This is a genomic window from Sphingomonas kyeonggiensis (assembly GCF_014196745.1).
Taxonomy (GTDB): Bacteria; Pseudomonadota; Alphaproteobacteria; order Sphingomonadales; family Sphingomonadaceae; genus Sphingomonas; species Sphingomonas kyeonggiensis.
The window spans coordinates 700252-713654 of sequence record NZ_JACIEH010000001.1 but is presented as its reverse complement, the minus strand read 5'-3'; the positions used below and the strand labels follow the sequence as shown (position 1 = coordinate 713654).

The 13403-nt window shown below is 67.0% G+C and carries 16 protein-coding genes; 3 read left to right on the top strand and 13 right to left on the bottom strand.

Annotation, left to right across the window (positions count from 1 at the left end):
- Positions 1-165: 165 nt before the first annotated feature.
- Entirely contained in the window at positions 166-987 is an 822-nt protein-coding gene (locus GGR46_RS03490) for a hypothetical protein (RefSeq protein WP_183994593.1), read from the top strand.
- 208 nt (positions 988-1195) lie between these two features.
- Positions 1196-2287, top strand: coding sequence for a LysR substrate-binding domain-containing protein (locus GGR46_RS03485; protein ID WP_343057976.1), 1092 nt, complete (start codon positions 1196-1198; stop codon positions 2285-2287).
- A 43-nt stretch (positions 2288-2330) separates the two neighbouring features.
- On the opposite strand, the gene GGR46_RS03480 is transcribed toward GGR46_RS03485, so the two are convergent.
- Positions 2331-2798 carry an Lrp/AsnC family transcriptional regulator gene (locus GGR46_RS03480; protein WP_183994591.1) on the bottom strand — a complete coding sequence of 156 codons (468 nt, stop codon included), beginning with the start codon at positions 2796-2798 and terminating at the stop codon, positions 2331-2333.
- Positions 2799-2934: 136 nt separating this feature from the next.
- On the opposite strand from GGR46_RS03480, the gene ald reads away from it, so the two are divergent.
- On the top strand, positions 2935-4041 hold the full coding sequence (ald, locus tag GGR46_RS03475; RefSeq protein WP_183994589.1) for an alanine dehydrogenase: 1107 nt from the start codon (positions 2935-2937) through the stop codon (positions 4039-4041).
- A 170-nt stretch (positions 4042-4211) separates the two neighbouring features.
- Here ald and GGR46_RS03470 read toward each other — a convergent pair whose 3' ends face one another.
- The 12 genes from GGR46_RS03470 to GGR46_RS03420 form a co-directional block, all read right to left on the bottom strand.
- A complete protein-coding gene (locus GGR46_RS03470) occupies positions 4212-4865 on the bottom strand; it encodes a tetratricopeptide repeat protein (protein ID WP_183996695.1) in 654 nt (217 codons plus the stop codon).
- On the bottom strand, positions 4865-5272 hold the full coding sequence (locus GGR46_RS03465; protein ID WP_183994587.1) for a cytochrome c-type biogenesis protein: 408 nt from the start codon (positions 5270-5272) through the stop codon (positions 4865-4867). Before GGR46_RS03465 ends, GGR46_RS03470 begins: the two co-directional genes overlap by 1 nt.
- Positions 5269-5793, bottom strand: a complete 525-nt coding sequence (locus GGR46_RS03460; protein ID WP_183994585.1) for a DsbE family thiol:disulfide interchange protein — start codon at positions 5791-5793, stop codon at positions 5269-5271. The genes GGR46_RS03465 and GGR46_RS03460 overlap by 4 nt, the downstream gene beginning before the upstream one ends.
- Positions 5790-7712, bottom strand: coding sequence for a heme lyase CcmF/NrfE family subunit (locus tag GGR46_RS03455; protein ID WP_183994583.1), 1923 nt, complete (start codon positions 7710-7712; stop codon positions 5790-5792). The genes GGR46_RS03460 and GGR46_RS03455 overlap by 4 nt, the downstream gene beginning before the upstream one ends.
- 10 nt (positions 7713-7722) lie before the next feature.
- On the bottom strand, positions 7723-8157 hold the full coding sequence (gene ccmE, locus GGR46_RS03450; RefSeq protein WP_183994581.1) for a cytochrome c maturation protein CcmE: 435 nt from the start codon (positions 8155-8157) through the stop codon (positions 7723-7725).
- On the bottom strand, positions 8154-8288 hold the full coding sequence (locus GGR46_RS25680; protein ID WP_281396517.1) for a hypothetical protein: 135 nt from the start codon (positions 8286-8288) through the stop codon (positions 8154-8156). The genes ccmE and GGR46_RS25680 overlap by 4 nt, the downstream gene beginning before the upstream one ends.
- On the bottom strand, positions 8285-9004 hold the full coding sequence (gene ccmC, locus GGR46_RS03445) for a heme ABC transporter permease CcmC (protein ID WP_183994579.1): 720 nt from the start codon (positions 9002-9004) through the stop codon (positions 8285-8287). The genes GGR46_RS25680 and ccmC overlap by 4 nt, the downstream gene beginning before the upstream one ends.
- 75 nt (positions 9005-9079) lie before the next feature.
- On the bottom strand, positions 9080-9508 hold the full coding sequence (locus GGR46_RS03440; RefSeq protein ID WP_183994578.1) for a hypothetical protein: 429 nt from the start codon (positions 9506-9508) through the stop codon (positions 9080-9082).
- Positions 9509-9615: 107 nt separating this feature from the next.
- Positions 9616-10476, bottom strand: a complete 861-nt coding sequence (locus tag GGR46_RS03435) for an RNA polymerase sigma factor SigJ (RefSeq protein WP_183994576.1) — start codon at positions 10474-10476, stop codon at positions 9616-9618.
- Positions 10473-10931 (bottom strand): carboxymuconolactone decarboxylase family protein, encoded by a 459-nt coding sequence (locus GGR46_RS03430; RefSeq protein WP_183994574.1) that lies wholly within the window; start codon positions 10929-10931, stop codon positions 10473-10475. The genes GGR46_RS03435 and GGR46_RS03430 overlap by 4 nt, the downstream gene beginning before the upstream one ends.
- Positions 10932-11022: 91 nt before the next feature.
- Positions 11023-11655 (bottom strand): hypothetical protein, encoded by a 633-nt coding sequence (locus GGR46_RS03425; RefSeq protein WP_183994572.1) that lies wholly within the window; start codon positions 11653-11655, stop codon positions 11023-11025.
- A 140-nt stretch (positions 11656-11795) separates the two neighbouring features.
- Positions 11796-13400: a M20/M25/M40 family metallo-hydrolase gene (locus GGR46_RS03420; protein ID WP_183994570.1), complete on the bottom strand. Its 1605-nt coding sequence runs from the start codon at positions 13398-13400 to the stop codon at positions 11796-11798.
- Positions 13401-13403: the final 3 nt, after the last annotated feature.

Here is a 13403-nt window from a genome sequence, read left to right as displayed (position 1 = left end):
CCTCTCCGGTTGATCGAGTGCCATCCTGCCAGTGCCGGTCCCTGCCGACTAGTCGGCTCGGCCTGACCGCCGATATCGGCAGAGTTTCCCGCGTTGGCGGAGCATCGCTTTGCGGCCATACAGCCTTGCCTGCTCACCACGGCGAGAAACAAAAGAGGGAAAACAATGCGTCTATCCTGTATCTGCGTACCGATTGCGCTGCTCGTTCCGGCGCTCGCGCATGCCGGCACCTGCGAGGAGTCCTTCACCAAGAGCGGGAGCTTCATCAGCGGCCAGAAATTCGCCGCCTCGGTGACGCTGCCGGGCCTGACGCCGGCCAGCGCGATCGGCCAGATGCGCGGGATCGTCGTCACCAAGGGATATGACGTGCTGGCTGCCGAGCCCGAGGACGGCAGCATGCTGATCGAGCAGCCGCAGACCGGCAAGGTCCGCGCCTTCCCGATCACCATCACCGCCACGCCCGACGGCAATGTCCGGATGGAGGCAAAGCTGCGCGCCGGCATGTCGGCCCCGAGCGAGCCCGCCAAGGCCGAGATGTGCGGCATGCTGAACCAGCTGAAGACCGGCCGGGCGGGAACCGCGGCAGCCAGCGCGGGCATGAACGCGGCCGGCAACAAGGCGCCGCTCGACATGGACGCGCTGTCGATCTCGCACCAGATCTCCAAGGACACCCAGCGCAACGCCGCCGCCATTCCGCTGCGCTACAAGGACAAGACCTTCATCGTCAGCGGCACGGTGAAGTCGATCGACAAGATGGATGACGCCTATGTCGTCACCTACGACATCCCCGAGCCCTATAACGAAGCGATCCGCCTGCCCGGCACCGCGCCGTTCAAGACCGACATCTTCTGCCGGTTGGCCAAGGGCCAGTCGGTGTTCGCGCTGCAGCTCAAGCCCGGCAAGCGGATCAAGCTCTCGGGCGTCTATGCCAATTTCAACCCGAACGCCCATGGCCTGCTGCTGGAGAATTGCCGCCCGGTGAAGTGATCGGGCACGATCATCGGCGGGGGCCGTCCGCATTGGCGCGGCCGGCCCCCGCCATGGCGCATCCAGTATCCGCTGCGCCGGACCGCGCCGCCACACCAGCGCAGTCGCCCCCGATCCGTGCAGAGCCGGGAATATCCGCCTCCCCGTCCGAAGACATTCGGCGCCTGAATACAGATCGCAACGCGCGCCCGGCCTTTCGCAGCAGGGCGTGTACATCCTGGCTGAAGCGCCGGTGATGCTCACCCCAGGCGCGATCATACATCTCATCGATCATGGCTGCCCTCCGGATCAGAAGCTTGCCCGGAAGAGATGCGGATCTTCGGCTTACGCTTCCAACAAAAGGATCGACACCTCTTATCAAGAGGCTTTATCAAGCGCCATGCGACGGCTCCCCCCGCTTCCCGCAGTTCGCGCATTCGAAGCGATCGCGCGCAGGGGCACCTTCACGGCGGCGGCCGCTGAATTGGGGATGACCCAGGCCGCCATCAGCTATCAGATCAAGATACTCGAGGAGCGGGTCGGCGAACCGCTCTTCGTGCGGCGGGGAAGACGCGCCGAACTGACTGCCGGTGGGGCCCGCGTCGCGTCACGGCTGGCAATCGCCTTCGACGAGATCGAAATGGCGTTCGACGAGCTCACCGGCGAGAGCGAGACGGTATTGCGCATCGCCACGACGGCTAGTTTCGCGAACAACTGGCTGGCGCGAAACATCGGCACCTTTCAGGCCGAGCATCCGGATATCGAGATCGAGCTCGAAGTCAGCGGTACGGTGATCGACCTTGCAGAATCCCGCATCGACGTCGCCATAAGATCTGGCCGCGGGGATTGGCCTGGCCTGAAATCCGAGCATCTGGCGACGGTCGACTTCACTCCGATGTGCAGTCCGGCGCTGATCGAGGGGCACCAACTGCCGCTGGATGCCGGCAAGGCCTTGGAAATGCAGAGGATCAGCCCGCAGGATCGGTGGTGGCCGATATGGTTCCGAAGTGCCGGCGTGGAGATCGGGGACGATCTCGGACGCGGCGGCATTCGCATGGACTCACAGGCGACCGAGGGGCAGGCGGCACTCGCCGGACATGGAATCGCGCTGATGACCCCGATGCTATGGCGTCCGGAACTCGCGAGCGGGCGCCTCATATGTCCTTTCGCCACCATAGCCGATGAAGGCACCGCCTATTGGTTCGTCCATGCCGAGAACCGCCGGCATACGCGCAAGATCGCCCGGTTCCGCGACTGGCTCGTCCCGGCATTTCGCGCGATGGCCGCCGCGCCTGAAATGGGCGCGATCGAAGGGGCGTAGCTGCCTTTCGACCGAACCACTTCTTCCGGCGGCCGGCCGCCCCTTACCGCCCGCCGAACAGCGCCTCCGCTTCGCTCCGCGTCGGGATCGCGCGCAGCACGAAGCTCGAATTGATCGTCACCACGCCGGGCAGCCGCCCGAGATGCTCGCGGTGCAGCCGCTCATAATCGTCCAGGTCGCGCGCCAGGATCTTGAGCCGGTAATCCTGTCCACCCGAGACCAGCGCGCATTCCACCACCCCGTCGATCTGCGCTACCGCCGCCTCGAAGCGCGCCAGGTCCTCCTCCACCTGCGTGCCCAGCGTGATGTCGACCAGCGCAGTGATCCGGAAGCCCAGCCGCCGGTGCCCGAGTCGCGCGCCATAGCCGAGCAGATGCCCCGACGCCTCGAGCGCCTGGATGCGGCGGGTACAGGCCGATTGCGAGAGGCCCACCTCGCCGGCGATCGCGCTCACCGGCGCGCGCGCATCGGCGGCGAGCGATTTGAGGATAGCTGCGTCGATCCTGTCCATCCTGCATGGATAGCGCATCTTCATGTCATTTACAGCAATTCCATGCGTCCAGCCGCATCGCTTGTCATATCTTTGCAGGGATTCATCGCCCGCCATGCGATATTCTGCGCGCCAATCGCTTTCAGGAGAGGCTTCCATGCGCATCGGCGTTCCCAAGGAAATCAAGAATCACGAATATCGCGTCGGCCTGACCCCGGCCTCGGTGGCCGAGCTGGTCCATGCCGGCCATGAAGTGCTGGTCGAGACCAAGGCTGGCATGGGCATCGATTTCGACGACGCGGCCTATACCGCCGTCGGCGCGAAAATCGCTCCCGACGCCGCCGCGGTGTTCGCCGGCTCGGACATGATCGTGAAGGTCAAGGAGCCGCAGCCGCAGGAAATCGCGATGCTCGAGCCGCGCCACCTGCTGTTCACCTATCTCCACCTCGCCGCCGACAAGCCCCAGGCCGAGGGCCTGATGGCCTCGGGCGCGACCTGCATCGCCTATGAGACCGTCACCTCGAACTCGGGCGCCCTGCCCCTGCTCAAGCCGATGTCGGAAGTCGCCGGCCGCATGTCGGTCCAGGTCGCCTCGCACTATCTCGAGAAGGAACAGGGCGGCCGCGGCGAACTGCTCGGCGGCGTGCCGGGCGTGGCGCCGTGCAAGGTCGCGATTCTCGGCGGCGGCGTCTCGGGCATCAACGCCGCGCAGATGGCGACCGGCCAGCGCGCCGACGTCACCATCTACGACATCAACAATGAGCGCCTGGCCGAGCTCGACATGCATTTCGGCAGCCAGATCAAGACCGCCTATGCCAGCAAGGCCGCGATCGCCGAGGCGGTGAAGACCTCGCAGGTCGTGATCGGCGCGGTGCTGGTGCCGGGCGCCGCGGCACCCAAGCTCGTCACCCGCGAGATGCTCAAGACGATGATGCGCGGCTCGGTGCTGGTCGACATCGCGATCGACCAGGGCGGCTGCTTCGAGACCAGCCATGCGACTACGCACGACAATCCGGTCTACGAAGTCGACGGCGTGATCCATTATTGCGTTGCCAACATGCCGGGCGCGGTCGCTCGCACCTCGGCCTTTGCGCTCAACAACGCGACGCTGCCGTTCGTGCTCAAGCTCGCCAACCTCGGCGCCGAGGGTGCGATGAAGGCCGACAAGCACCTCGCCAACGGCCTCAACGTCTACAAGGGCAAGATCGCGTTCAAGGCCGTCGCCGACGATCTCGACCTGCCGTACGAGGCCTGGGCGGGCTGATCGCCTCTCCGCTTGTAATGTAGGATTTCGCATGTTTGCGTGGAGCGGTCGGGACTCGGGTCCCGGCCGCTCTTTGCTTTGTAGGAAAGATAGGATCGGCCGCGCGCAAGGATATTGCGCAGCGCACTGGCGCGCCGTGCACGATGTTCGCGATCTTTGGGGCAGGTCCGCTAGGGCCTCGGCGCCTGTCCCTGCTGCCGCGCCGCGTCCGCCAGCAGCATGTCCAGCACCAGCAGGCGTGCCGCCAGCTGGTCGCGATAGCTCGCCTTTTCCGGGGTCAGCGCCAGCGCCTTGTCCCACCAGGGCTTGGCCTCGGCGTAGCGGCCGGCACGGACCAGCGCGAGGCCGTAGAAGAAGGGCGGACCGGGATGCGTCGGGCTGATCGCCAGCGCCTTGTCGAAGGCGAACTGCGCCGCCGGCGAGATCTGGTTGCCGTCATATTCGGCCAGTGCCGAGCCGAAGCCGGTCCACAGCGCCACGTCCCCCGGCACCTGGCGCACCGCGCCCTGCCAAACCTTGGTCGCCCGCTCGCGGTCGCCCTGGCGAAGCATGCCGTCGGCAAGGTTGCCATAGCTCCAGGCATAGGTGCCGTATTTGCCGAACATCGCGTCGCGCAGGTCAACCATCTCCTGGTTGACCAGGTTCTTCTGGGCATCGGCGGCAACCGGATGGCCGGGCAGCGCCGGGCTCCCCTGCCAGGCATAGCCTGCCGCGCCGAGCATCATCGCGGTGGCCGCCACGGTCCACAGCTTGCGGGGATAGCGCAGCAGCACGAGCGCCAGCGCCGCAACCAGGGCGACGAGCGCGAGCATCAGCCAGCCCATCATTCGGCTCCCTTGCGGAACAGCCGCCGCGCGAGCAGCAGGCCGATGATGAGCAGCAGCAGCGGCGCGATCCACAAAGGCGCGGTCACCCAGCTGAGCGGCGGGTCATAGGTGACGTAATCGCCATAGCGCTGGATCAGATAGCTGCGGATCGCCGCCGGCTGCTCGCCCTTGGCGATGCGCTCGCGGACCAGCGCCCGCATGTCGCCGGCCATTTCGGCATCGCTGTCGGCGATCGACTGGCCCTGGCAGACGAGGCAGCGCAGCGTCTCCATCAGCGCCTTGGCCCGCGCTTCCTGCGTCGCATCGGGCAGCTGGCTATAGGCGAGCGGCGCCGCCGGCCGGTTCGAATCGGCAAGCACCGGGCCGGCGGCGAGCAGCGCGAGGAGGATCGCGAGGCGCCTCATTTCGCGGCCTCCAGCTTGGCGAGGATGCCGGGGATGTCGTCGGCGCGGATGTCGCCGATATGCTGGTCGACGATCTCGCCGCGGCTGTTGACGATGAAGGTCTCGGGCACGCCCGAGGAGCCCAGCGCGATCTGCGCCTTGCCGGTCGGGTCATCCCCGATCCGCGCATAGGGATCGCCGTTGCGCTGGAGGAAGCCCTGCACGGCCTCAGGCGTATCGCGGACGGCGATCGCGTCGATCTCGACACCGGCCTGTTTGAGCTTGAGCAGTTGCGGCGCCTCGGCGATGCACGGGATGCACCAGCTGGCGAAGACGTTCAGCAGCCGCGGCTTGCCCTTCAGCGCGGCGCTGTCGATGCCCGGCTTGGTCGCCAGCAACGGCTTCATCGCCAGCGCCGGCAGCGGCTTGCCGACCATCGCCGAATGGATCGTCCGGTCGGCCGGCTTGATCAGCCCGCCGGCGACCAGCGCGAAGACCAGGGCGAACAGCGCCAGCGGCGCCCAGATCAGCAGCCGCCTCATGCGTCGTTCTCCGCGTCGCGCCGCTCGCGCCGGACGCGGCCGATCAGCGAGAGCAACCCGCCCAGCGCGACCAGGAAGCCGCCGGCCCAGATCAGCGTGACGAACGGCTTCCACCACGCCCGGATCTGCCAGCGCCCCTGCCCGTCACCCTGGCCGATCACGGTGTAGAGCTGGCCGTCGAGCAGGGTCGCGATCGCCGCCTCGTTGGTGTTGGTCGGCGGATTGGCGAAGAAGCGCTGCTGCGGGAACAGGTCGATCGTATCGCCATCCCGCGTCGCCTTGAGATGCGCCTCGAGCGCCGACCAGTTGGGGCCGACCGCCGGCCGCACCTCGAGCAGCTCGACGCGGTACGGGCCGACGGTGACGTTCTGCCCGACCGTGATCGCCGCCAGCCGCTCGACCTTGAACGCGCCGTCGGCGGCCATCCCGGCGATGCTCACCGCGATGCCGAGATGGGCGACGACCATGCCGTAGATGTGCAGCGGCGTGCGGCGCAGGTTGCGGCGGATCAGCGGGATCACGCTGGCGACGGCGAGCATGGCGGCGAGGCCCAGCGCCAGCGACGGCATCCAGTGCGCCCCGCCCAGCGCGAAGACGAGGGCAAAGGCGATGCCGCCGACGCCGACCGGCACCAGCAGCTTGCCGAACAGCGTGTTCCACTGGTCGCGGCGCCATTTGAGCAGCGGCCCGGCGGCAGTCGCGGCGACGAGCGCGAGACCGACGGGGGCAGCCGCCTTCTCGAAGAAGGGCGCGCCGATCGACAGCTGCACGCCGGCGGCCTGGGCGACGAGCGGATAGAGCGTGCCGATGAAGACGACGCCGAGAATGACCGAGAGCAGCAGGTTGTTGAGCACCAGCGCGCCCTCGCGGCTCACCAGCTCGAAGGTCGCGCCCTGCTTCACCGTGCCGATCCGCGCGCCGAACAGCGCCAGCGCCCCGCCGATATAGATGCCCAGCAGGGCGAGGATGAACCCGCCCCGGGTCGGGTCGACCGCGAAGGCATGGACGCTGACCAGGATGCCCGAGCGGACCAGGAAGGTGCCGATCATCGACATCGAGAAGGCGACCACCGCCAGCATCACCGTCCAGGCACGCAGCCCGTCGCGGGTGGCGAGCACGGTCACCGAATGGAGCAGGGCGGTCGCCGCCAGCCAGGGCATCAGCGAGGCGTTCTCGACCGGATCCCAGAACCACCAGCCGCCCCAGCCGAGCTCGTAATAGGCCCAGTAGCTACCGGCGGTGATGCCGATGGTCAGGAAGATCCAGGCGCCGAGCACCCAGGGCCGCATCGCCTTGGCAAAGGCGGGGCCGACATCGCGCATCAGCAGCGCACCCACCGCGAAGCTGAACGCCACCGAAAGCCCGACATAGCCGAGATAAAGCGTCGGCGGGTGGAAGGCGAGGCCAGGGTCCTGCAGCAGCGGATTGAGCCCCCGCCCGTCCAGCGGGGCGGGATTCACGCGCACGAACGGGTTGGAGGCGAAGGCGAGGAAAGCGTAGAAACCGATCGCAATCGCCGCCTGCGCGCCCAATGTCGCGGCTAGCGTCGCGGTGGCGAGGCGCTTCTCGAACAGCGCGACCCCTGCCCCCGCCGTCGCCAGCACGGTGACCCAGAGCAGCATCGAGCCCTCATGGTTCCCCCAGGCGCCGGCGATCTTGTAGATCAGCGGCTTCATCGAATGGCTGTTCTCGACGACGAGCTCCACCGACATGTCGGAGAGGACGAACAGTGTGATGAGCAGCCCGAAGGCGGCGAGCGCCAGCATGCCCTGGACCACGGCGACGCGGCGCAGCGCGGTCATCACCATCGCGCCGGTACCCTGCAGGGCACCCTTGGCCGCGCCCCAGGCGAGCATCACCTGGACGAGCGCGAAGCCCGTCGCGAGCCACAGGGCGGCGAGACCGGCTTCGGCGATCACTGCCCACCCCTCATTTGGCTAGCGTCTTCGTCTCGTGCATGTTGCCGGCGGCCTGGGGCGGCATGTAGCGCTCGTCATGCTTGGCGAGGATGTTGTCGGCGACGAAGCTGCCGTCCGGCTGGAACTTGCCCTCTGCCACGACCCCCGAGCCTTCCTTGAACAGATCGGGCGTCACGCCCTTGAACGCAACCGGCACCGTGGCCTGGCCGTCGGTCACCACGAAACGGATCGAGACGCCGTCGTCAGCACGCCGGATCGAACCCCTCTCGACCATCCCGCCCAGCCGGACGTGCCGGTCGAGCGGCAACGGCTTTCCCTTCACATCGGCCGGGGCATAGAAGAACGCAGCCTGGTCCTTGAGCGCCGACATCGCCAGCGCCGAGGCGCCGAGGATCGCGCCCAGGGCGAGCAGCGCAAGGACGAGCCGCTGGTGCTTCGCCTTCATGCGCGGCCACTCCGCAGCGCTTCGGCCGCAGCCTCTGCCCGGCGCATAGCCGCATAGCTGAGCGCGGCAATCCCGACCGTGCCGACCAGCACGACCAGATAGGCGGCGGTGATGAAGGGCCAGTGGTTCATGCCGCCGCCATCCGCCGCAGCCGGGCCTCGACCTTCTGGCTCGCCAGGATCGCGCGCATCCGCATCAGCACCACGCCGGCGAAGAACAGGGTGAAGCCGGCCAGCGTGAAGAACAGGGGCCAGAGCAGCGAGATGTGGATCTTGCCGGTCACGACGCTCTCACCCTGGTGGAGCGTGTTCCACCAGATCACCGAATAATGGACGATCGGCAGCAGGGCACTGCCCGCCACGCCGAACAGCGCCGGCACCCGCCCGTCGCCCGAGCGCTCGGCATCGGCACGGTCGAGCGCGATCCAGGCGATGTAGACGAAGAACAGCAGCAGCATCGAGGTCAGCCGCCCGTCCCATTCCCACCAGGTACCCCAGGTCGGGCGACCCCAGATCGAACCGGTGAGCAGGCAGAGCGCCGCGAAGGTCGCCCCCGCCGGCGCAATCGCCCGGGCAGCGACACTGGCCAGCGGATGCCGCCAGATCAGATAGCTCAGACAGGCGATGGCGAGGCCGCTCCACCCGCCCATGCCCAGCCAAGCGCTCGGGACGTGGATATAGAGGATGCGCGCACTCTCCTTCTGCACTGCGTCGGGCGGCGTGAGCGTCAGCCCCGCCCAGCAGCCGAACAGCACCAGTGCCACGCCGATCCAGAACAGGATCGGCGTCAGCGGCCGCGCAATTCTGAGGAAGCGCGCGGGATTGGCGAGGGCATGCAAGGCAGGCACCCGCAACGACTAGCGGGGTTCGGATGCGGAATCCATGCTGAGAATTGACAGGTTTGGTGAGTTCCTGTGAGCCGCTCAGCCGGGGCAGCGCCGCAGCGCCATCGTCGGGAAGCTGCCCTCTCCCACCGACACCGGCAACAGCCGGTCCGGCGCGCCCTGGCCGACCAGGCGGAGGCTGTCCCCTTCGATCCGGAACGCCATCGCCACGTCCGCGGCGTCCTTCCGCGACTCCGGCCTCGTGGCGAGCGCGCTGTCCACTTCGATCACGAACATCACCGTGCTGGGATCCGAGCCATCGCTGACGATGCGCCGGACCGGAAGCGAGTTCACCGGTCGTCCCTTGCTGACGAAGTCGATCGTGTCGCGCGAGAAATAGAAATAGGTGTCGCCGCATTCGGAAGCGGCGCGCGCCCAGCGATGGCCGACGATCTCGTCGGCTCTGCCGGTGCTCATGTTGCAGGCGGCGAGCGCCAGCGGGGCGATCAACAGGGGGGCGGCGCGCATGCCAACCCGCCTGCCCCATCGGGTGTTTCCAGCGGCATAACGGCGAGAGTTAATGCTTGGAGACATTGCACAAATCCGCTCCTCTCCCTGGAAGGAAGGGGGATTCCTCAATGCACCGCGCCGAGATGCCCCAGCTTGTCCGGATTGCGCGTCACATAGATGCCAGTGATCTTGCCGTCCTCGATCGCGAGCGCGGTGGTCTGGAGCACGCCGCCCGGCTCGATCGAGACGAAGCCCGGCAGGCCGTTGATCATGCCGTAGCGCACGATCTTCGACATCTCCTTGGCGAAGAAGCGCGCCAGCGAGGTGAACAGCTTCATATTATCGTCCACACCCTGGATCGGCTTGAGGCCCGCATGGACCTTCCCGCCACCATCCGACCAGGTGGTGACGTCGTCGGCGAGCAGGCCGCGAAATGCGGTCATGTCGCCGCTGCGCGACGCAGCGAAGAAGGCGGCGACGATCTCCATCCCCTTCTCCTTCGGCAGATCGTAGCGCGGGCGCGCGGCACGGACATGGGTGCGCGCCCGGCTGGCGAGCTGACGCGCCGCGGCGGGTTCGCGCCCGATCGTCTCGCCCACTTCCTCGAAGCTCACCCCGAACACGTCGTGGAGCAGGAAGGCGGCACGCTCCAGCGGCGACAGGCGTTCGAGCGCCATCATCAGCGGAAGCGTCACGTCCTCCACTTCGTCCTCCTCCTCGACGATCGGCTCGGGAAGCCAGGGGCCGACATAGGTCTCGCGCCGGGCCCGGGCGGACTTGAGCTGATCGAGACACAGCCGCGTCACCACGCGGCGCAGGAACGCCTCGGGCTCGCGGACCTGATCGCGGTCGGTGTCGAGCCAGCGCAGGAACGCGTCCTGCACCACGTCTTCCGCATCCGCGACCGAACCGAGCATGCGATAGGCAACCCGCGCCAGCCGCGGACGCAGCGGATCGAAGCTCGCCGCTGCGTCCGCGCCGCTCACGCTGCCGCCACCACGGGCTTGGCGTCGTAGAACAGGTCGAACCCGACCGCGAGGCGGTTCCAGCCGTTGATCACGTTGATCATCAAGGTGAGCTGCACCTGTTCCTCCTGGGTGAACTCGAAGGCGAGTTCCTCATAGATCGCCTGCGGCGCCCGTGCGGTGGATACCAGAGTCATCGCATCCGTCCATGCCAGCGCGGCGCGCTCGCGCGGGGTATAGCAGGGCGCCTCGTGCCAGGCACTGAGCAGATAGATGCGCTGCTCGCTCTCACCGGCCTTGCGGGCATCGGCGGTGTGCATGTTCAGGCAGTTGGCGCAGCCGTTGATCTGCGAGGCGCGGATCTTCACCAGCTCGAGCAGGCTGTGCTCGAGCTTCGGCGCGATCTTGAGCGACATTTCGAACCACGCCTTCATCTCGGCGGGGGCGGCGGTGAAAAGGTCGAGGCGGCCGGTCATCTTGCATCTCCTTGGTTGGATGCAGGCATGACGAGATCGCCGCGCGAGATGTGACATGGGGATGGAATTTTTCTGGAGAATCCGAAAAAAATCAGCCGGGAGTGCTCCAGGACCCGTTGCGATAAAGCAGCGCAGCCGCGTTGGTGCGGGACAGATCGATCTCCACGGCTTTCGGGCGCGCCTTGCTGAACATCGTCGCAGTCGAGATATTCTGCTCGAACCAGACAAGCACGGTATCGGTCGGCGTCAAGCCCACCTGACCTATGGCACTGGCGCGCGGCGCGACATGTATCGGCAACATCCGTTGGCCGCCGCCAATCCCGTCCAGTGATTGGCTGAGTCCGGCATGGATCGGGCCATATTGGTTCACCAGGGTGATCTCCGTTGCGGGCCCGCCCGGCGAGGCTCGCCCCAACCGACCGTTTGCGTCCAGCACGCATTGCTCGCCAAGCCTGACCGGCTGCCGGTTGGTCCCCGAGGTCACGCCGATGCCGTCGACGAACTTGTGGGCGCCGAACAATTCAAATTCCGACTTCCAGGATATCCGGTTCGTATGGATGAATTGCCGGCTCGCGTCCCAGACGACACCATAGCCGCCTTCCACCTTCCTCGCGATGCAGAGCGAATAGTTGCCGCCCCTAAGCATCCCGAGGTCGCCCACGTCGATCTCGATCGTGACTTGCTTGGAAATGCCGTTGATCCCCGACAGGTCATGCTGAGACATAGACGTTCTCCCTCCGGCAAAATACGTGCCCCGAGCGGCATACAGGCGCGTGCCGGCACGCCCAACGCGGAAGTGCCGGCTTTTCGGTCCGTATCGGCGACAAGGCTGACCCGCTTCGCCGGATGCGACATCCGCCCGGACTATTGCTCCTTGGCCGGCCCAGAAAACGGATCGGTCACCGCCGGCTGGGTCGGGATCGGCAGGCGCGGCAGCGGCTTGTCGGCATTGGCGGCATCCAGCAGGAACGCCGCCAGGATGATCGCCGCCTGGCGCATGTCCGCCGCCTTCAGGTGATCGAAGGTGTCGAGCTGGGTGTGGTGCACCCGGGTCTCGTAATCGAGCGGATCCTGGATGAACTGGAACGCCGGGATGCCGACCGCCTGCATGAACTGATGGTCGGTGCCCTCGGTCTTCTGGATCGCCACGGTCGACGCGCCCATCGAGGCGAAGGGCTCGAGCCACTCCTTGAAGATCGGCACCGCCGCCATGTTGTTCTCGGCATAGATGCCGCGGATCTTCCCCGAGCCATTGTCGAGGTTGAAATAGGCGGCGAGGTCCTTGTGCCCCGGCAGCGGGGTGATCGGGAAGCGGGTCGCCCAGCTATAGTAGAATTCGTCGGCGCTGGGGACGTGATCCCAGGCCGGGCGCTTGGCCAGATGCTGCTCGATATAGGCAATCGAGCCGTACAGGCTCTGCTCCTCGCCGGCCCATAGTGCGAAGCGGATCGTCCGCTTCGGCTTGATCCCGCTGGCGGCGATGATCCGCGCCGCTTCCATCACCACCGCGCTGCCCGCGCCATTGTCGGCGGCGCCGTCGCCCGCCACCCAGCTGTCGAGATGCGCGCCGGCCATCACATAGCCGGCCTTGGGATCGCGGCCCTTGATGTCGGCGAGGATGTTGTAAGCCTTGGTGTCGCTGTCGTCGAAATGGACATTGCTGTCGATCTCGAGCGTCGGCGCCTTGCCGGTCCAGGCCAGGCGGACGAGGCGGCGATAATCCTCGGCCGCGATCTCGATGCCCGGCACCTTGGGCGTCTCGCCGACATGATGGAGATAGCCCTCGCCATGGATCAGCTTGCCGTCGCTCCGCGAACGCGTGACATAGGCGACCGCGCCTTCGTCGGCGAGGAACCTGGCGAGCTGGCCCTCGAACTTCGCACGGCTCAGCGACTGGTCGAGCTTCGTGGGATCCCAGGTCGGCTCCTCATAGAGGTCGAGCTTGGCGAGGTCCTCGTCGCTCAGCCGCTGGAACGGCGCTTCCTTGGGCTCCGAGCCGGTGCCGGGGGCCGAGGTCAGCACGATCTTGCCGGCGAGCTTGCCCTTCCACTGGGCGAAGTCACCCGGGCTGCGGAGCGGCGCGACGATCACCGGTGCGGTGACGGGCCCGTTGGTCGCCGGCGTCCAGGCGATCGGGATGGCGGTGAGCTGCACCGGGCGCGGCGCGACCATGCGGACGCTCGACTTCTCGATCCACCAGCCGCGGCCGAAATCAAAGCCTTCCTTGTGGACATCGGTGAGGCCCCAGCCCCTGAACTTCTCCTGCGTCCACTTCTCCGCTTCGCGCATCGAGGGCGAATTGGTCATGCGCGGGCCGATCACGTCGGCGAGATATTCGGCGGTGGGCATCACCTCCGAATGATTGGTGCCCTGGTCGACGAGCACGGCGACGGTGGCGGGATCGATCGACTGGGCGGTGGCCGGCGCCGCGATCAGCAGGGTAGCGGTGGCGAGGAGGAAAGTGCGCATGGA

What these genes read in the sequence shown, in the direction of transcription:
- GGR46_RS03490 (WP_183994593.1), top strand. Translation starts at nt 166, where the DNA reads ATGCGTCTATCCTGTATCTGCGTACCGATTGCGCTGCTCGTTCCGGCG.
- GGR46_RS03480 (WP_183994591.1), bottom strand. Translation starts at nt 2,798, where the DNA reads ATGGACAGGATCGACGCAGCTATCCTCAAATCGCTCGCCGCCGATGCG.
- ald (WP_183994589.1), top strand. Translation starts at nt 2,935, where the DNA reads ATGCGCATCGGCGTTCCCAAGGAAATCAAGAATCACGAATATCGCGTC.
- GGR46_RS03470 (WP_183996695.1), bottom strand. Translation starts at nt 4,865, where the DNA reads ATGGGCTGGCTGATGCTCGCGCTCGTCGCCCTGGTTGCGGCGCTGGCG.
- GGR46_RS03465 (WP_183994587.1), bottom strand. Translation starts at nt 5,272, where the DNA reads ATGAGGCGCCTCGCGATCCTCCTCGCGCTGCTCGCCGCCGGCCCGGTG.
- GGR46_RS03460 (WP_183994585.1), bottom strand. Translation starts at nt 5,793, where the DNA reads ATGAGGCGGCTGCTGATCTGGGCGCCGCTGGCGCTGTTCGCCCTGGTC.
- ccmE (WP_183994581.1), bottom strand. Translation starts at nt 8,157, where the DNA reads ATGAAGGCGAAGCACCAGCGGCTCGTCCTTGCGCTGCTCGCCCTGGGC.
- GGR46_RS25680 (WP_281396517.1), bottom strand. Translation starts at nt 8,288, where the DNA reads ATGAACCACTGGCCCTTCATCACCGCCGCCTATCTGGTCGTGCTGGTC.
- GGR46_RS03440 (WP_183994578.1), bottom strand. Translation starts at nt 9,508, where the DNA reads ATGCGCGCCGCCCCCCTGTTGATCGCCCCGCTGGCGCTCGCCGCCTGC.
- GGR46_RS03430 (WP_183994574.1), bottom strand. Translation starts at nt 10,931, where the DNA reads ATGACCGGCCGCCTCGACCTTTTCACCGCCGCCCCCGCCGAGATGAAG.
- GGR46_RS03425 (WP_183994572.1), bottom strand. Translation starts at nt 11,655, where the DNA reads ATGTCTCAGCATGACCTGTCGGGGATCAACGGCATTTCCAAGCAAGTC.
- GGR46_RS03420 (WP_183994570.1), bottom strand. Translation starts at nt 13,400, where the DNA reads ATGCGCACTTTCCTCCTCGCCACCGCTACCCTGCTGATCGCGGCGCCG.